Origin of the sequence: Bacillus sp. XT-4, from assembly GCF_050864245.1 — a bacterium.
GTDB classification, from domain to species: domain Bacteria; phylum Bacillota; class Bacilli; order Bacillales; family Bacillaceae; genus Bacillus; species Bacillus altitudinis.
This window is the reverse complement of record NZ_JBPAFI010000003.1, coordinates 290,996-308,387: the sequence shown is the minus strand read 5'-3', so window position 1 is coordinate 308,387 and position 17,392 is coordinate 290,996. Positions and strand designations below refer to the sequence as shown.

The window sequence follows — 17,392 nt, the reverse complement described above, 5'->3', positions numbered from 1 at the left end:
TCTTTTGTCCTTTTCTCCCTAAATTTTTCGACAATTATTAAGATGTATTTTGAATCAATGTTTTAAAGTCCTTTCATCTCTACGAAATCAGTCATATCAGTGCTTTAAATGAATAGTGCGTGTTTTAGAATATTTTATATTTTTAAATGAACAGGTTAGAAAGTCATCCTCATTGGTCAGAACGCTATGTGTTGACCTATGACAAAGGTCACCTCTCAAAAAATCAAGTCATCTGCTTATTTTCAGGTCACAAAAAATTGGGATAAGATGTCAAAGATTAATCATTTTGTTATAGCCTCTCTTTACGATATTCACTCCTTATGACCTAAACAATGAAACATTATTCATTTCTTTTTATCATGATTCATCATTTCTTAACATTTTTAATGTGATTTTAGTTGAAAGTTGTCGGTGCGTGTCATGCTTTCCCCAAAGTTGACGCATAAAATCATCTTCTCGGCTTACACTATGGTTAAAAAATCTGTGAGAGGAGGCTAAAGATGCCAAATACGAATGAGCAAACACGCTTACACTTTTTATCAGGTGGTTTTGAGGAAAAAATTCGGATTCTGAAAAAAGCATTTCAACAAAGCGCTGATTTTGAATACCGGGAATTGATGGTGAATGAAACGAAATCAGTGCTATTTTTTATTAAAACAAGAGTGGATGAAAGTAAATTAAACAACTTCATTATTGGCAACTTGCTTGGCCCTCCTGGAAAACAGGACTATGCAAAATCTCTTAGTTCACTCGAAACAGGTGACTTGACGCTGATTGTCGACAGCATTATTGCCGGAAGTATTGCCTTCCTTGATGAAAAATCCGCACAGATCAAAATATTTGCTGTTGGACAGCCGCCGCTGCGTTCCATTTCTGAACCTTCTTCTGAAAGTATTATTGCAGGCGCACATGATGGGTTTGTTGAGAGTTTAGATACCAATTTATATTTGCTGCGTTCACACTTAAATGATCGAAAACTTGCAATCCAGTATCATAAGGTCGGTACAAAATCTGAAACAAAGGTTGCGACGGTTTACATTTCTGATATTGCCAATCAAGAAAAGATAGATGAGGTTAACAAACGAATTTCTTCTATTAAAGTAGACACGCTGCTTAGCCCCGGTTCTATTGTAGAGGCGATTGAGGATGATTCGTATTCCATCTTCCCGCAGCTTATTGACACAGAACGACCTGACAAAGTGAGATCCGCCATTCTTGAAGGAAGAATTGTCGTCTTAATGGACGGCAGCCCAATGGCTATCATTTTGCCTATTACGTTCTTTAGTTTCTTTCAATCACCAGATGACTATAATAGTCGTTGGATTCCAGCTACGTTTATTCGTATTCTTCGTTATATTGCCTGTATCATCGCTGTGATTTTGCCTTCTTTTTATATTGCGGTCATTGGTTTTCATTATGAGGTAGTCCCGGATGAATTAGCGATTACGATGAAAAATTCCATTATCGGCATTCCTTTTCCGCCTTTAATAGAAGCTATGCTCATGGAGATTACGATTGAGCTCATACGCGAAGCTGGGGTGCGTCTGCCAAAGCCAATTGGACAGACCATTGGAATCGTAGGTGGTTTGGTCATTGGAGATGCGGTAGTTAAAGCTGGGCTCATTTCGAATGTTCTTATCGTTGTGGTCGCCGTGACCGCTGTTGCTTCCTTTGTTCTTCCTTCGTTTGAAATGACGTCTACCATCAGGATGCTGCGTTTTCCCCTCATGTTCATGGCATCGATGTTTGGGTTTATTGGCATTTCATTTGGCCTGTCGATCGTATTGATGAATTTATGCCGCCTCGAATCACTAGGTGTTCCGTACTTATCACCAGTGGCTCCATTTAACTGGCAGGACTTAAAAGACACTGTGATTCGATTACCGATGTGGATGTACAAAAAGCGCCCTGTTTACTTAAATCCAAAAAAGAAAGAGCAAATTGAAAATTTGAGAGGATGGAAAAATAAAGATGAAAAATAAAATATCTCCACCTCAAGCTGTCTTTTTTATCATTCAATCTCAAATTGGCGTCGGTATTTTAGCTCTTCCCCATTTGCTGATGAAAGACATGGGACACGATGGGTGGATGCCGATTATCTTAGCCTGTTTTTTCATCCAAATCATTAACACCATTTTTATTTACATCATTCAGAAGTATCCTGATACATCATTTTTCCAAGCCTTAATTGAAGTGTTCGGAAAATGGATCGGCCGGACTTTGGTGGCGCTTTATACGTTATACTTCGCCTCCGTCTGCATTGTTGTTTTATCCATTTTCACAAGAATTCTTGGCATTTGGGTGCTGCCGCTCACACCAAATTGGGTCATTAATCTATTACTGATGATCTCCATCATTTACATTGCAAAGGAGCAAATTACGGCCATTGTCAGGTTTAACTTCGTTTTGACACCCTTTTTGCTCATGCTATCTCTCATCATGCTCTATTCATTAAAAGGAACCAATATCGATTACCTCCTGCCTTTATTTCAAACTGATTTTTCTCAATTTCAGCTCGGATTAAAGGATGTTGTACTCTCAATGAACGGGTTCGAGATGATCCTCATTATCTCTCCATTGATGAAAGGAAGCATTAAACAACGATATAAAGTCATGACCATTGCCAATATATGCACGACGCTTTACTACCTATTTATTACATTGATTTGTTTTATGTTCTTCAGTCCGATTGAGCTTAAAATCATTCCCAACCCTGTTCTGTATCTGTTAAAAACCATTTCGTTCGGTGTGATTGAACGGACGGATTTAATTTTCCTTAGTTTTTGGGTATTTGTCATTTTAGCTACTCTCAGTAATTACCTTTACTTTTGCGCGAATGGCGTGGCAAGTATTCTTAAGAAGAAAGAACACAAAAAATATGTGTTATTTTTTTCCATTTTTATTTATGCGGCTAGCTGTTACCTTGCAACCGATAATTTTAGAATTCAGCGTTTTAATGATTTTACCACCATCGCTCAATATTCATTTATTTACACACTCCCAATCTTTATGGCCATTATCATCTTTATCAAACATCGCAAAGGGAAGGTGAAATCACATGCGTCATAAGTACATACTGACGTTGCTCATGTGTGTGTCTCTCATATTCATGCCTGGCTGCTGGGATCAGAACCTATTAAAGAACATCTCTCTTGTGTTAACCTCTGCTGTTGATCAAGGAGAGGATGACAATGCGAAGTACTCAATCACTTATCGAAAAGTGCAGCAGTCTCAAAGTATGGAACAAGGAAATACAGGTAGCTTTTTAACCACTCTTCTCACAACGGAAGCACCTACTTTAAGAAAAGCAAGAACCAACTTCAGCCGGATTGTGGATCAAAAAATAGACATGTCGAAAATGCGGGTGATGCTGATCGGTGATGAATTTGCCCAAAAGCGTCTTCTACCCTACTTAGATATGTTTTATCGTGATCCAAAAAGCCCTCTCCTTGCAAATCTTGCCGTTGTTCAAGGGGGAACCTGTGAAGAAGTGATTAACTCGCTGCTGAAGGAAAAACTCATCGTGAGTGACTATTTAAATAACTTAATCACAACTGCATCACGCTCCTCCCAAGTAGCACCTAAAAACATTCAAAGTATTCGATCTAAAATGCTTCAAACTGGAGAGGACTTCACACTGCCGTTAATCTATTTTGATCAATCGAAGAAATTAATCAGTGTAAAAGGGGTTGCTCTATTTGATAATGAGAAGAAGAAAGGCGAGTTGTATGGTCAAGATGCGATTTTACTCACCGTCATGGACGGAAAAATGGGCAAGTATGCCAACTTCACAAAAAAAGTGCGAAGCGACATGAAGTCAAAAGAAAACAATTACATTACGATTCAAGTCACTGATGTAAAGAGAGACATCGAGATTCTAAATCCTGATCATCGAAACTTAACATACTCACTCAAATTTGAATTTAATACTTCTGTCATTGAGTATCCGAAAGATAACCTTGATACTGACAAAAAAATTGAAATCCTCAACAAAAGACTTTCAACCATCTTGACAAAAGAAGCAGAAAAAATTATCGCTGCCCTGCAAGATGCGAATTCCGATGTGCTAAGCCTCGGCAGAAAATACAGAGTCAGACATTATGATGAGTATATGAAAATGAATTGGGTCACCGATTATCCAAAAGTGAAAATCATCCCAAAAATCAAAGTGAACATTACCCAAACAGGCATTATTAGTTAAGAAAAGGAAGACGTCCTCTTTCTTTTCTTTTTTTATTTTTTTAAGATTGTCTTTTTAATGCTTTCGTGATAATCTATCTGTGTAAACGGTTACACATCAAAGAAGGGAGGCACTCCATTGGCTACAATTAAAGATGTTGCAAAAGCTGCTCAAGTGTCAGTTGCGACTGTTTCACGCGTGCTCAACGATACTGGATACGTCCATATTGATACGAAAACCCGTGTGACACAAGCGATGCAGGAGCTAAATTACTTCCCCAATGAAGTGGCACGATCCCTTTTTAAAAGAGAATCAAGATTAGTTGGTCTCATCTTACCTGATATCACAAACCCCTTCTTCCCTCAGCTGGCTAGAGGCGTTGAGGATGAGATTCATGCACACGGTTTTCGCTTATTATTCGGAAACAGTGATGAAGATCGGGAGAAGGAAATGGCCTATTTACAAACCTTTAAGCAAAACCAGGTGGTCGGTGTCATCGCTGTCACAAACGAACCTGAATCGGATTTGTACAATGATGATGAACTGCCTGTTGTCTTCTTAGATCGTACCGTTCCAAATGCGCCTTCTGTGTTTGCAGATGCTACGGCTGGCGGGAAAATGGCTGCAATGGAATTAATCAAACGCGGCAGTCAGCAGATTACATTGCTAAAAGGGCCCGCTCATCTTCAAACGGCGCGGCAAAGATTCAAAGGCGCACTTGATGTTCTGACTGAAGAAGGTGCTAACTTTCATGTGATGTCTAACGCTTCTTTTTCTTTTCAGGAAGCCCGAAAAAGCGCCAAGGCTCTTTTCAAGCTGTACCCTGAAACAGATGGCATCATTGCCAGTAATGACATCGTCGCAGCAGCCGTCGTGCACGAAGCGCTTCGTATTGGAAAAGCCATTCCAGAAGACGTCCAAATCATTGGATTTGATGATATTCCGCAAAGCGAACTGCTCTTCCCTTCTTTATCAACGATTCGGCAGCCTGCCTATGATATGGGGAAAGAAGCCGCAAAGCTGATCATTAAAGCCATTCAGAAACAGCCTATAGATCAAGCAGTTATTCAAATGCCCGTCTCTTTTATTGAACGAGAGACCACAAGAAAGGTGGATTCACAATGAGTCAAATAGTTGTCGTAGGAAGTTGTTCCATGGATTTAGTTGTTACATCGAATAAACGTCCTAGTGCAGGAGAAACCGTCCTAGGCGAATCATTTAAAACGGTCCCTGGGGGAAAAGGAGCAAATCAAGCAGTAGCAAGCGCAAGGCTCGGTGCAGATGTATATATGATCGGCCGAATTGGTGATGACGCGTATGGTCAGGACATTATGAGCAATTTGCAAGCACAAGGTGTTCGCACCACCTATATGAAACCGGTTACCGAAATGGAAAGCGGAACAGCTCATATCATTCTAGCTGAAGGAGATAACAGCATTGTTGTCGTCAAAGGAGCAAACAATGAGGTAACACCTCACTATGTAAAAGATGCTCTTTCTTCTCTTGAAGATATCGGAATCGTCCTTATCCAGCAGGAAATTCCTGAAGAAACAGTCGAAGCCGTCTGCGCCATTTGCAACGAAAAAGGGATTCCAGTCATCTTAAATCCCGCACCAGCTCGCAAAGTCTCTCAGCAAATATTAGATCAAGCTGCCTATATCACGCCAAACGAACACGAAGCAGCTCTTATGTTTGATGGACTCACCATAGCAGAAGCTTTGCGCCAATATCCAAACAAATTACTCATTACAGAAGGAAAAAATGGTGTTCGTTACTTTGATGGATCAAAAGAAGTGTTGGTACCGGGCTATCCTGTGAAAGCCGTCGACACAACAGGGGCTGGGGATACTTTTAACGGCGCTCTAGCTGTAGCACTAACAGAAGGAAAATCCCTATACGACGCACTTGCCTTTGCCAACTTAGCCGCATCTATCTCAGTCACAAAATTTGGCGCCCAAGGCGGCATGCCAGCAAGAGAAGAATTGGAGAATAAGAAATGAAGAAAAATGGTATTTTAAATAGTCATATCGCCAAGGTGCTTGCTGACCTTGGTCATACAGATACGATTGTCATCGCAGACTGTGGCCTGCCCATTCCAGAAGGCCCGGTCAAGATCGACCTTGCATTATCCATCGGCACACCATCCTTTCAGGAGGTTACTTCCCTCCTTCTTGAGGAAATGGCCGTTGAACACGTCACAATCGCCAGTGAAATCAAAGAAGCCAATGAGAGAGATCATTTATTTCTAAAGAAAGCGTTCTCACATCCGTTAGATGAAGTCGATCACGAGACGTTCAAAGACATGACCAAACAGGCAAAAGCAGTGATTCGCACGGGTGAAGCCACCCCATACGCAAACTGCATTCTTCATGCCGGTGTCATCTTTTAAAAGGAGGAGCCACTTATGAACATTGAAATGCATAACATCCATAAGGCCTTTGGAAAAAACACCGTTCTCGCCGGGGTCTCCTTTGACCTCGTCACAGGTGAAGTCCATGCACTAATGGGTGAAAACGGGGCAGGAAAATCAACGTTAATGAATCTGCTGACAGGACTCTATTCACTGGATCAAGGAACGATTCAAATCGACGGAAAAGAAACCGCTTTCAAGAATCCGAAAGAAGCCGAGCAGAACGGGATCGCCTTCATTCATCAGGAGCTGAATATATGGCCTGATATGACGGTACTCGAGAATTTATTTATCGGGAAAGAAATCTATACAAAACTTGGTCTCCTAGACACCAAAAAAATGAAAGCCCTCGCCCAAGCGCAGATCGACCGATTGTCTGTCAACTTATCGCTCGATCAAGAGGCAGGAAGCTGTTCTGTCGGCCAAAAGCAGATGATTGAGATTGCGAAAGCGTTAATGACCGATGCAAAGGTCATTATTATGGATGAACCAACAGCTGCTCTCACAGACCGTGAGATTGAAAAGCTATTTCAGGTCATTGAATCACTCAAAAAAGAAGGCGTTTCCATCGTCTACATTTCTCACCGTATGGAAGAAATCTTTGCCATCTGTGACCGGATTACGATCATGCGTGACGGAAAAACGGTCGATACGAAAGCGATACCGGACACGAATTTCCATGAAGTCGTCAAAAAAATGGTCGGCCGCGAATTAACCGATCGTTACCCTGAGCGCACACCTTCTACAGGAGAAATCGTCCTAGAGGTAAAACAAGCAACGAGAAAAGGACGCTTTCAAGATATCAATTTTTCCGTCAAATCCGGGGAAATTGTCGGTGTTGCAGGCTTAATGGGTGCTGGCCGGACGGAAATGATGCGGTCGCTCTTTGGACTCGATCCCCTGGATCAAGGGGAAATTTGGGTTCATGGGAAAAAGGCTGTCATTAAAAAACCAAGTGATGCAGTCAAACTTGGCATCGGTTTTATCACGGAGGATCGTAAAGATGAAGGACTGATGCTGGATGCATCCATTCGGGAAAACATCGGCTTGCCTAACTTAGACAGCTTCTCACCAAAGGGGCTGATCGATAAGAAAAACGAGCAGGACTTTGTTGATCTTCTCATCAAACGACTCACGATCAAAACCGCTTCATCTGAAATCTCTGCACGCAGCCTGTCCGGTGGAAATCAGCAAAAGGTCGTCATCGCCAAATGGATCGGCATTCAACCGAAGGTACTCATTCTAGATGAACCGACAAGAGGTGTCGACGTCGGGGCGAAACGAGAAATTTATCAGCTCATGAACGAGCTGACAGATCGAGGTGTTGCCATTTTGATGGTCTCCTCTGAGCTCCCAGAAGTTCTTGGGATGAGCGATCGAGTGCTTGTCATCCATGAAGGAACCATCAGCGGAGAATTAAGTAAAACAGAAGCTACACAAGAACGAATTATGACATTAGCTACAGGAGGGAAGTAACATGAAACCACTTACTTCAAATGGACGATTTGACAACATCATGCAAAAGCTTGGGCCATTCTTAGGACTCATCATCCTTGTTGCCATTGTTTCTATTTTAAATCCGGCCTTTTTAGAACCATTAAACATTTTAAACTTACTCAGACAAATCTCCATTAACGCCCTCATTGCCTTTGGCATGACATTTGTTATTTTAACCGGAGGAATTGATTTGTCTGTCGGTGCCATTCTAGCGCTGTCTAGTGCTCTGACTGCCGGCTTTATTGTATCTGGTTTGGACCCGATTCTTGCCATCATCGTTGGATGTATCATCGGTGCCATCCTTGGAATGATCAACGGTCTTTTAATCACAAAAGGAAAAATGGCTCCTTTTATCGCAACACTTGCGACGATGACGATTTTCAGAGGATTGACGCTTGTTTATACAGACGGAAACCCAATTACAGGGCTTGGCTCTAACTATGCATTTCAGCTATTTGGCCGTGGATATTTCTTAGGCATTCCTGTTCCAGCGATCACCATGCTTCTCACCTTTATCGTACTCTGGGTCTTGCTTCATAAAACACCTTTTGGCAGAAGAACGTATGCCATTGGCGGAAATGAAAAAGCAGCCCTCATCTCAGGTATTAAAGTACCACGCGTCAAAATCATGATTTATTCCTTAGCCGGCTTTATGTCTGCTTTAGCAGGTGCGATCTTAACATCTCGTCTCAACTCAGCCCAGCCAACAGCTGGTACGTCGTATGAACTTGATGCAATTGCTGCCGTTGTACTTGGCGGGACAAGCCTATCCGGCGGAAGAGGGCGAATTGTCGGCACACTCATCGGGGTACTCATTATCGGGGTCTTGAACAATGGTATGAACTTACTTGGTGTTTCATCATTCTATCAGTCTGTTGTGAAAGGGATTGTCATCTTAATTGCAGTCCTACTCGACAGAAAGAAATCTGCTTAAGGAGGCAGCTGCTATGAAAAAATATGTAATCCTGATCGTGACTCTCTCACTATTCATGCTTTCTGCCTGCTCGCTTGAACCGCCAGAGTGGGCCAAATCAACAAAGGATGGCAAGAAAAAAGACATGAAAATCGGACTGTCGATCTCGACTTTAAATAACCCATTCTTCGTTTCTCTTAAAAACGGCGTGACAAAAGAAGCGAAAAAGCTTGGCATCGAAGTTGTCATTGCCGATGCACAAAATGATTCAGCCAAACAAACGAGTGATGTAGAAGATTTAATTCAACAAGGGGTTGATGCATTACTCATTAACCCAGCCGATTCCTCTGCCATATCAACGGCTGTCGAATCTGCGAATGCTTCAGGCATACCGGTCATCACATTAGACCGTTCGGCAGAAAGCGGAAAGGTTGAAGCGCTCGTTGCTTCCGATAACATCAAAGGCGGCGAAATGGCCGCTAACTTTATCATCGACAAAGTCGGTAAAGGAGCAAAAGTGGCTGAACTAGAAGGTGTACCAGGTGCTTCTGCGACACGTGAACGAGGAAAAGGTTTCCATCAAATTGCAGACAAACAGTTAGATGTCACAGCAAAACAAGCCGCTGACTTCGACCGGACAAAAGGGCTCAACGTGATGGAAAACCTTCTTCAAGGAAACCCTGACATCAAAGCCGTTTTTGCCCACAATGATGAAATGGCGCTTGGCGCACTAGAGGCCATCCAAAGCTCTGGAAAAGACATTCTTGTCGTTGGTTTTGACGGTAACGAAGATGCACTCAACTCGATCAAAGCAGGAAAACTATCTGCAACAGTCGCGCAGCAGCCAGAGCTGATCGGTCAACTGGCAGTCGGCGCTGCGGACGATGTATTAAAAGGCAAAAAGGTAGAAAAAAATATCGCCGCTCCATTGAAACTAGAACAAAAGAAATAAACACTAAACCCCCGATAGCCTCGGGGGTTTTAGATGTTATTCCGGTCTCTTCAGTACAAATGGCGTGCCTAAATGGGCATAATCATTCCCTGCTAGGCGCGCAACTGGCTTTAATTCATTCGTAAAAATATATCCTTTTTCCGCATCATAGACGGATTCATCTAAATGCGCACACACCCCCCGGCCAATGATATGATCGACTGTGATCTCCCCTTCATCATTTTGAAAGGTCAGATGTTTTTCCAGCTGACATTCAAAGCGAATGCGTGCTTCCTTGATTCCTGGCACTGACACCACGCTGCTCTTCACTTGATGAAGACCGGTACGAGTCAGCTCACTCTCTTCCTCTGGCAAAGTAGCAGCTGTTTCATTAATATCTTCAATCATCGCTTCATCACTCACATGGACAACAAATTCTTCCCTGTCGATGATATGTTTTGCTGTATCTTTCATCTCTCCTTGACGACGTCCAATAGAAACAGCGATCAGCGGAGGATGACCGCTGATGACATTAAAGAAACTAAATGGTGCAGCATTGACGATTTCTTCTTTAGAAAGGCTTGTAATAAATGCAATGGGTCTTGGAACGACGGAACCAGATAATACTTTATATGCTTCTTTTCGTGACAACTGATCCATTTGTAATGTAATCACTTCAGACATGCCTCCTCTTGTATGTAACGACATCATACCATACCCCGTTCTCTCTTCCCTTATTCCGGCTCAGCACGATGGAGAATATGATGGACAAGATGAAACAATGCCGGATTATGATTTTCTCGTCTATAAGAAATGGTCCATTCCGCGAGTAGCTGCTCACCTTCAATTGACCGATACACCACATCTAAATTAAATAAACGCCGGGCCGATGTTGGAATGATAGCAATTCCGATTCCCGCTGTGACAAGACCAATGACCATTTGATATTCTGCTGCTTCCTGCACGATATTGGGTGAAAATCCGTACTTTTCACAAAGTAGGACAAAATGCTGATAAAGGGACGGCCATGATTCCTTTGATAAAGAAATAATCGGCTCATCACGAATATCTTCAATCGTGACCGCTTCTTTTTCCGCCAGCGGATGGTTTTTCGGAATCGCAAAAATACATTCACTTTGCTTCATTAAACGACTGACCAATTCTTCTTGCGGTGATGTAGGATGCAAAAAACCAATATCAATCTCACCATTCAAAAGCGCCTCAAGCTGCTGCGGGACAGAGAGCTGTTGCAGCTCAATACTGACAGAGGGGTACAGCTCTCTGAATTCACGGACAACTGGCGGCAGAATATCATATGTCGCTGTACCAACGAAACCGATGATAATCTTCCCAAGCTCCCCTCTTGCCGTATGCCGGGCATGATCAACGGCTTTATCAAGCTGATGCAGCACCCCCCGGACCTCATGTAAAAAAACCTTTCCAGCAGCTGTTAACTCCACCACCCTTTTAGACCGGTGAAACAAAGGAAATCCCAATTCTTCCTCAAACTGCTTAATTTGCTGACTAAGTGGAGGCTGTGTCATGTTCAATCGTGCGGCCGCTCTGCCGAAATGCAGCTCCTCCGCGACTGTGACAAAATACTGCAAATGTCTCAGTTCCATCCTTTCACTCCTCAAACACTTATTCGTGAAACATATTAAAACTACGTTAAACATATATTGGAAAATTTATTTTGTGAAATGTATAGTAAATCATATCATGAAAATATATTTTCATAAAAAATTTTACTTGCCGAAAGGAGTGCGGGGTAAATGAATTCTCAAACACAACCCCTAACAAAACGAGGAGCAGAGTTGATTGTCGATACGCTCATTGCCCAAGGTGTGACCCATGTTTTTGCGATTCCAGGTGCAAAAATTGATGCAGTATTTGATGTATTAAAAGACAGAGGTCCAGAGCTTGTGCTATGCAGACACGAACAAAATGCGGCATTCATGGCAGCAGCTGTCGGTCGTTTAACTGGCAAACCAGGCGTTTGTCTCGTCACATCAGGTCCTGGCGCATCCAATTTAGCGACAGGTCTATTAACAGCCAATACAGAAGGTGACCCTGTTGTTGCAATTGCTGGAAACGTCATCCGTGCGGATCGACTCAAACGAACACATCAATCACTCGACAATGCGGCATTATTCAAACCAGTGACAAAATATAGCGTTGAAGTACAAGACGTAAACAATATACCAGAAGCATTAACAAATGCTTTTCGCGCGGCACAAAGAGGTCAAGCTGGAGCAGCATTTATCAGCTTTCCACAAGATGTCGTGACCGAACACACCACACAAACACCAGTGTCTGCTCACCCTTCTCCAGAACTAGGTCCTGCACCGGATGCTCTCATCAGTTCGGCCATCGCCAAAATTCAAAATGCGCACTTACCTGTTGCAATTGTGGGAATGAAAGCTAGCCGTCCAGCTGCGGCAAATGCGACAAGAACATTATTAAAAACACTTGGTATCCCATTTGTCGAAACGTACCAAGGAGCCGGCGTTCTCTCAAGAGAGCTTGAGCCTCAATATGTGGGCAGAATCGGCTTATTCCGTAATCAGCCAGGGGACCTTCTCATTGAGAAAGCGGATGTGATTTTAACTATTGGCTTTGATCCAATCGAATACGATCCGAAGCATTGGAATTTGAAACCGCAGCAGCGTCACATCATCCATGTAGATGACATGCAGGCAGATATTGACCATTTCTATGAACCGACGCTTGAGCTTGTGGGCAATATATCTGAAACGGTGCAACATCTAGCCCACGACAGCGTTCCACTTTCATTATGCAAAAAGAACGTAGATCTGGTCACAGAATTACAAGAGCTGTTAAGTGATATCGAAAAAGCACCAGAAAGAGAAAGTCATTTATCACACCCGCTGGATGTCATTCATACGTTGAGACGTATCATCCCAGATGACACGAAAGTGACATGTGATATCGGATCTCATGCCATTTGGATGTCTCGCCACTTCCGTGTTTATGAACCGAACACGTTCCTAGTGAGTAACGGAATGCAAACACTTGGCGTGGCATTACCATGGGCAATTGCAGCCTCCATATTGAATCCAGATGAAAAGATCATTTCAGTCTCAGGTGATGGCGGTTTTCTCTTCTCCGCCATGGAATTAGAAACAGCCGTGCGCATGAAAACAAATCTCGTTCATCTCGTTTGGAACGACAGCACATACGATATGGTGGCATTCCAGCAGGAAATGAAGTATGACCGTACGTCTTGTGTTGAGTTCGGTCAGATCGACTTAGTGAAATATGCAGAAAGCTTTGGAGCAACTGGATTACGTGTCAACTCACCTGAAGAGCTTTCAACTGTCCTTCAAAAGGGTATAAACATAGAAGGACCCGTTATTATTGATATTCCGATAGACTATCAAGACAACCCAGACCTCGCCAGTCAAAAATGGCCAGAAGTCTTTCGTGAAAAACACACAACGAACGTCAGATAAGACTTCGATACATTACTTTAAAGGAGTGAGCGGATATGGGTATGATGCACCCAATGAATCAACAAAACAACACAATACCGCAGGACAAAAAGCAAGAGGTCTATCAAGTATCAACCATGACCTCCTTGCTGGAAGCCGTATACGATGGAGATTTCTCCCTATCACATATTCCCGAGCACGGTGATTTTGGCATTGGCACATTCAATCAATTAGATGGGGAACTAATCGGCTTTGATGGCGCTTTTTATCGACTGCGCTCTGATGGAACAGCCACACCAGTAACCGATCAAGATTATTCACCATTCTGCTCTCTAGCATTCTTTGAAACGGACATCGTTCATCGAATTGATGCACCGATGACGTCCAAAGAGCTAGAGGAAGAAATCGACCGAATCTTACCAAGCAAAAATGTCTTTTATGCGATCCGCATCGATGGGTCATTCAAAAAGGTTCAAACCCGTACGGTTGAAAAACAGGAAAAACCTTACGTTCCGATGGTAGAGGCAGTCAAGTCACAGCCTATTTTCGATTTTGAACATATTCGCGGGACGATCGCAGGCTTCCGTACACCACAGTACGCACATGGCATTGCGGTAAGCGGATATCATCTCCACTTTATTGATGATGATCGCAGCGTAGGCGGGCATGTATTTGATTACTCTGTGGATCAAGTGACCATCCGAATTTCCCAAAAACGTCACATGAATTTACACCTTCCAAATACGCAGGAGTTCTTCCAAGCAGACATTGATCGTGCTGACCTTGCACAGCAAATTGCCAGTGCGGAAAGCAGCCCAGAAAAATAAAATGAACACACCCCGGTGATACTGGGGTGTTTTTTCATACAAAAAGATATATTATCTTCTTTCATCATTTCATTTCGTTACTCAATTAAAAATCAAACATTCTATTCGTAATAAAATATGATAGAATATCAACAGAAGAAAGGTGGTTATACGATGGCACATGAATATCGCATTCCAAACTTAACATTAGATGAAAGAGATAAACAAATTCTTTCCTTATTACACGAGGACGGGCGTATGTCCTACACGGATCTAGGGAAACAAGTCGGCCTTTCCCGTGTTGCTGTACAAGCCCGTATTCAGCAGCTCATTGAAGCAGGTGTCATTGAACGATTCACCGCTGTCATTAATCCAGCAAAGATCGGCATTCATGTCTCTGTCTTTTTTAACGTAGAGGTTGAGCCGAAATGTTTAGAAACAGTCGCCCTTCAGCTTGAGCAGGAAACAGCCGTCACAAGCCTTTATCATATGACAGGACCAAGCAAGCTGCATATGCATGGCATTTTTCAAAATGAACAGGAAATGGAGACGTTCCTGACAAAGAAGCTGTACCCACTTGAAGGCGTCGTCAGTGTTGACTGTCAAATGCTCATTAAACGATACAAAAGCCGAATGGGCATGAAATTGTAGATAGGAGTTGAACCACTTGCAATCATATCTTGAACTCATGATCGCCATGGTGCGAACCGGTATTCTGGGATTTGGCGGAGGACCTTCCGTGATCCCGCTCATTCGCCATGAAGCGGTCGTCAAATACAAATGGATCAATGATGACGAATTTGGAGAAACACTCGCCATCGCCAACGCATTACCCGGACCGATTGCTACGAAAATGTCGGCATACCTCGGCTATCGATTAAAAGGTGTATCTGGCGCCATTGTTGCAACAGCTGCACATATTTTACCGACATGTCTCGCTATGGTGGCACTTGTTACACTTGTCAGCGTCTTAAGCTCTTCAGTCATCATTCAAAATATGATCGGTGCTGTGACACCAGTGATTGCCGTTCTGTTAGGAATGATGGCATATGAATTTGGACAAAAAGCGTTGAAGGGCTTCGGCATGATCTTCGGAATCGTCCTATTCCTTTTGGCATTTGTCGGTCTTCAAGTACTCTCGATTCATCCAGGAATCATTGTCATCATCTTTTTATGTTATGGTGCCTTTCATTTCAAACTGAAAGATCGCTGGACTCGAACAAATAAAGAGAAAGGAGTGTCTTCGTGATGCTAATTCTCTTTTTATTCTGGGCATTCTTCTTATCCAATCTGTTGGGGTATGGCGGAGGACCTGCCTCCATTCCGCTCAATTATGAAGAAATCGTCAATCATTTTCATTGGATGACAAACGAAGGGTTCTCCAATATGCTCGCATTAGCCAACGCACTTCCAGGTCCAATCGCTACGAAAATTGCGGCTTATGTAGGCTATGATGTCATGGGATGGCCAGGCTTTATCGTTGCACTGCTTGCGACGGTCCTGCCGTCTGCTATTGGATTGATTTTATTGCTAAAACTCATTGATCGTTTTCGCCAATCTTCTGTCGTCAAAGGCATGACTCTATCTGTACAGCCTGTCATTGCGATGATGATGCTTTTATTAACATGGGAAATTGGCGGAGATGCCGTGAAAGCCATTGGCTGGACGCAATCACTTGCCATTGCTGCCATTTCATTTTTCTTTATGACCAAATTCAAATTGCACCCTGCCTTTCTGATTGTGGCTGCATTTTTATATGGCGGATTCATTCTTCCTCATTAACGAAAAAAACCGATAATCTCACTGTTATCGGTTTTTTCATTTACATATAAATAGGAGAGACAGGCCTACGCCCAATAGAATGATACTCGACCCCAGCTACTTCTGCCGCTTCAAGCGTATGACAATTCCGGCCATCAAAAATGATCGGCTGCCTCATGAAATCTTTATAAGCTGAAAGTGGAAAGGACTGAATATCCGCCCACTCTGTTAGTATACAGACAGCATCAGCATCCTTGATCGCCTCTTCAATCGTTTGAGCAAAAAAGACTTGATCAGGCAGTTCTTGAGCCGCATTGCGGGCGGCAGCAGGATCATAGGCCACGATCTCCGCTCCTAATTGATGGAGCTGATGAGCGATTGGGATCGACGGCGCCTCTCTCATATCATCTGTATTCGGCTTAAAGGAAAGGCCAAGGAGAGCCATTCTCTTCCCTTCCAAGTTTTCTCCCATCCGCTCCTTCACACTTCGAATAAAACTTGCTCGCTGCTCATTGTTGACTTTGATGACAGCCTTCAATAGCTCAAAATCATGGGACACATGCCCTGCAATTTGGACAAGGGCATTTGTATCCTTCGGAAAACAGGAACCTCCGTAACCAATGCCTGCCCTAAGAAACGAAGCACCAATCCGCTGATCGAGTCCCATCCCTTCTGCAACTCTCTCAACATCAGCTCCCGTTTTTCCACAAATCGAAGCAATTTCATTCATAAAGCTGATTTTTGTGGCAAGAAATGCATTTGATGCGTATTTGATCATCTCTGCGCTTTTCCGATCTGTTCTCACGAATGGAATGTGGAAATCCGCATACATAGACTCTAGCTGATCTAATCCGTTCTTTGTTTCGGCTCCAATCACCAGCCGATCCGCTCGCAGCGTATCTGAGATAGCAGACCCTTCTCGTAAAAATTCTGGATTCGATGCGATAGATAATGGCTCCTTACGACCTAACACGTGATGAATCAAATGATCAATTTGATCGCCCGTTCCGACAGGCACTGTACTTTTCACGACAAGCACTGCGCCTGGCTTTGCTTGTAAGCCCATCTCCTTTGCCGCTTGAAAGACATACTGCAAATCTGCTTGACCGTCTGCCTGCTGCGGGGTACCGACAGCAATCATTAACACGTCAGCCTGCGAATAGGCTGACGCTCCATTCATGTGAAAACGAATGCGTCCTTGCTCCATATTCCGTTTGAGCAGTTCTTTTAATCCCGGCTCGTACATCGGAGGATTCCCTTGCTTCAGCTGCATGACCTTCCGCCGGTCAATATCCATACATGTCACATCATGTCCCGCCTCTGCTAAACACACCCCTGTGACAAGCCCTACATATCCACAGCCTGCAATCGCAACCTTCATGACACATCAGCTCCCCATACTCCTTATGCTTGTAATGTCATCGTATGCCGGGAATTTTCGT

General features: G+C 43.2%; 17 protein-coding genes. 14 read left to right on the top strand and 3 right to left on the bottom strand.

Annotated features, from left to right (window positions below):
* Positions 1–500: 500 nt before the first annotated feature.
* The 9 genes from ACRRMM_RS11420 to rbsB all read left to right on the top strand — a co-directional run bounded on the left by ACRRMM_RS11420 (position 501) and on the right by rbsB (position 9,952).
* Positions 501–1,982: a spore germination protein gene (locus ACRRMM_RS11420; protein WP_146270852.1), complete on the top strand. Its 1,482-nt coding sequence runs from the start codon at positions 501–503 to the stop codon at positions 1,980–1,982.
* Positions 1,972–3,069 carry a GerAB/ArcD/ProY family transporter gene (locus ACRRMM_RS11415; protein WP_428828649.1) on the top strand — a complete coding sequence of 366 codons (1,098 nt, stop codon included), beginning with the start codon at positions 1,972–1,974 and terminating at the stop codon, positions 3,067–3,069. The genes ACRRMM_RS11420 and ACRRMM_RS11415 overlap by 11 nt, the downstream gene beginning before the upstream one ends.
* The gene (locus ACRRMM_RS11410; RefSeq protein WP_428828650.1) at positions 3,059–4,201 is read left to right on the top strand and encodes a Ger(x)C family spore germination protein; all 1,143 of its coding nucleotides are present in this window, start codon (positions 3,059–3,061) and stop codon (positions 4,199–4,201) included. Before ACRRMM_RS11415 ends, ACRRMM_RS11410 begins: the two co-directional genes overlap by 11 nt.
* A gap of 117 nt (positions 4,202–4,318) precedes the next feature.
* The gene (locus ACRRMM_RS11405; protein WP_007497527.1) at positions 4,319–5,305 is read left to right on the top strand and encodes a LacI family DNA-binding transcriptional regulator; all 987 of its coding nucleotides are present in this window, start codon (positions 4,319–4,321) and stop codon (positions 5,303–5,305) included.
* The gene (gene rbsK, locus ACRRMM_RS11400; protein ID WP_428828651.1) at positions 5,302–6,180 is read left to right on the top strand and encodes a ribokinase; all 879 of its coding nucleotides are present in this window, start codon (positions 5,302–5,304) and stop codon (positions 6,178–6,180) included. The genes ACRRMM_RS11405 and rbsK overlap by 4 nt, the downstream gene beginning before the upstream one ends.
* Entirely contained in the window at positions 6,177–6,569 is a 393-nt protein-coding gene (rbsD, locus tag ACRRMM_RS11395; RefSeq protein ID WP_428828652.1) for a D-ribose pyranase, read from the top strand. Before rbsK ends, rbsD begins: the two co-directional genes overlap by 4 nt.
* 15 nt (positions 6,570–6,584) lie before the next feature.
* Positions 6,585–8,066 (top strand): sugar ABC transporter ATP-binding protein, encoded by a 1,482-nt coding sequence (locus ACRRMM_RS11390; RefSeq protein ID WP_428828653.1) that lies wholly within the window; start codon positions 6,585–6,587, stop codon positions 8,064–8,066.
* A gap of 1 nt (position 8,067) precedes the next feature.
* The gene (gene rbsC, locus ACRRMM_RS11385) at positions 8,068–9,021 is read left to right on the top strand and encodes a ribose ABC transporter permease RbsC (protein WP_007497532.1); all 954 of its coding nucleotides are present in this window, start codon (positions 8,068–8,070) and stop codon (positions 9,019–9,021) included.
* Positions 9,022–9,034: 13 nt separating this feature from the next.
* Entirely contained in the window at positions 9,035–9,952 is a 918-nt protein-coding gene (rbsB, locus tag ACRRMM_RS11380) for a ribose ABC transporter substrate-binding protein RbsB (RefSeq protein WP_025208108.1), read from the top strand.
* A 36-nt stretch (positions 9,953–9,988) separates the two neighbouring features.
* Here rbsB and ACRRMM_RS11375 read toward each other — a convergent pair whose 3' ends face one another.
* Positions 9,989–10,606, bottom strand: a complete 618-nt coding sequence (locus tag ACRRMM_RS11375) for a flavin reductase family protein (RefSeq protein WP_428828654.1) — start codon at positions 10,604–10,606, stop codon at positions 9,989–9,991.
* A 59-nt stretch (positions 10,607–10,665) separates the two neighbouring features.
* Positions 10,666–11,553 carry an acetoin biosynthesis transcriptional regulator AlsR gene (gene alsR, locus ACRRMM_RS11370; protein WP_008343276.1) on the bottom strand — a complete coding sequence of 296 codons (888 nt, stop codon included), beginning with the start codon at positions 11,551–11,553 and terminating at the stop codon, positions 10,666–10,668.
* 150 nt (positions 11,554–11,703) lie between these two features.
* Between alsR and alsS the strand changes: the two genes are divergently transcribed.
* The 5 genes from alsS to ACRRMM_RS11345 all read left to right on the top strand — a co-directional run bounded on the left by alsS (position 11,704) and on the right by ACRRMM_RS11345 (position 15,971).
* Positions 11,704–13,404, top strand: a complete 1,701-nt coding sequence (alsS, locus tag ACRRMM_RS11365) for an acetolactate synthase AlsS (RefSeq protein ID WP_017368183.1) — start codon at positions 11,704–11,706, stop codon at positions 13,402–13,404.
* Between the two features lie 44 nt (positions 13,405–13,448).
* Positions 13,449–14,210, top strand: a complete 762-nt coding sequence (budA, locus tag ACRRMM_RS11360; protein WP_410684629.1) for an acetolactate decarboxylase — start codon at positions 13,449–13,451, stop codon at positions 14,208–14,210.
* Positions 14,211–14,363: 153 nt separating this feature from the next.
* Positions 14,364–14,840 carry an Lrp/AsnC family transcriptional regulator gene (locus tag ACRRMM_RS11355; protein WP_017360010.1) on the top strand — a complete coding sequence of 159 codons (477 nt, stop codon included), beginning with the start codon at positions 14,364–14,366 and terminating at the stop codon, positions 14,838–14,840.
* Between the two features lie 37 nt (positions 14,841–14,877).
* A complete protein-coding gene (locus ACRRMM_RS11350) occupies positions 14,878–15,438 on the top strand; it encodes a chromate transporter (RefSeq protein ID WP_034647433.1) in 561 nt (186 codons plus the stop codon).
* Complete coding sequence (locus ACRRMM_RS11345; RefSeq protein ID WP_007497548.1) at positions 15,438–15,971, top strand: chromate transporter; 534 nt, start codon at positions 15,438–15,440, stop codon at positions 15,969–15,971. Before ACRRMM_RS11350 ends, ACRRMM_RS11345 begins: the two co-directional genes overlap by 1 nt.
* Positions 15,972–16,011: 40 nt before the next feature.
* On the opposite strand, the gene ACRRMM_RS11340 is transcribed toward ACRRMM_RS11345, so the two are convergent.
* Positions 16,012–17,331 carry a UDP-glucose dehydrogenase family protein gene (locus ACRRMM_RS11340; RefSeq protein WP_342493147.1) on the bottom strand — a complete coding sequence of 440 codons (1,320 nt, stop codon included), beginning with the start codon at positions 17,329–17,331 and terminating at the stop codon, positions 16,012–16,014.
* Positions 17,332–17,392: the final 61 nt, after the last annotated feature.

Bases quoted from the DNA above. Each gene is read 5' to 3' on its own strand.
- ACRRMM_RS11420 (WP_146270852.1), top strand. From the start codon at position 501: ATGCCAAATACGAATGAGCAAACACGCTTACACTTTTTATCAGGTGGT.
- ACRRMM_RS11415 (WP_428828649.1), top strand. From the start codon at position 1,972: ATGAAAAATAAAATATCTCCACCTCAAGCTGTCTTTTTTATCATTCAA.
- ACRRMM_RS11410 (WP_428828650.1), top strand. From the start codon at position 3,059: ATGCGTCATAAGTACATACTGACGTTGCTCATGTGTGTGTCTCTCATA.
- rbsK (WP_428828651.1), top strand. From the start codon at position 5,302: ATGAGTCAAATAGTTGTCGTAGGAAGTTGTTCCATGGATTTAGTTGTT.
- rbsD (WP_428828652.1), top strand. From the start codon at position 6,177: ATGAAGAAAAATGGTATTTTAAATAGTCATATCGCCAAGGTGCTTGCT.
- ACRRMM_RS11390 (WP_428828653.1), top strand. From the start codon at position 6,585: ATGAACATTGAAATGCATAACATCCATAAGGCCTTTGGAAAAAACACC.
- rbsC (WP_007497532.1), top strand. From the start codon at position 8,068: ATGAAACCACTTACTTCAAATGGACGATTTGACAACATCATGCAAAAG.
- rbsB (WP_025208108.1), top strand. From the start codon at position 9,035: ATGAAAAAATATGTAATCCTGATCGTGACTCTCTCACTATTCATGCTT.
- alsR (WP_008343276.1), bottom strand. From the start codon at position 11,553: ATGGAACTGAGACATTTGCAGTATTTTGTCACAGTCGCGGAGGAGCTG.
- alsS (WP_017368183.1), top strand. From the start codon at position 11,704: ATGAATTCTCAAACACAACCCCTAACAAAACGAGGAGCAGAGTTGATT.
- budA (WP_410684629.1), top strand. From the start codon at position 13,449: ATGCACCCAATGAATCAACAAAACAACACAATACCGCAGGACAAAAAG.
- ACRRMM_RS11355 (WP_017360010.1), top strand. From the start codon at position 14,364: ATGGCACATGAATATCGCATTCCAAACTTAACATTAGATGAAAGAGAT.
- ACRRMM_RS11350 (WP_034647433.1), top strand. From the start codon at position 14,878: ATGATCGCCATGGTGCGAACCGGTATTCTGGGATTTGGCGGAGGACCT.
- ACRRMM_RS11345 (WP_007497548.1), top strand. From the start codon at position 15,438: ATGCTAATTCTCTTTTTATTCTGGGCATTCTTCTTATCCAATCTGTTG.
- ACRRMM_RS11340 (WP_342493147.1), bottom strand. From the start codon at position 17,331: ATGAAGGTTGCGATTGCAGGCTGTGGATATGTAGGGCTTGTCACAGGG.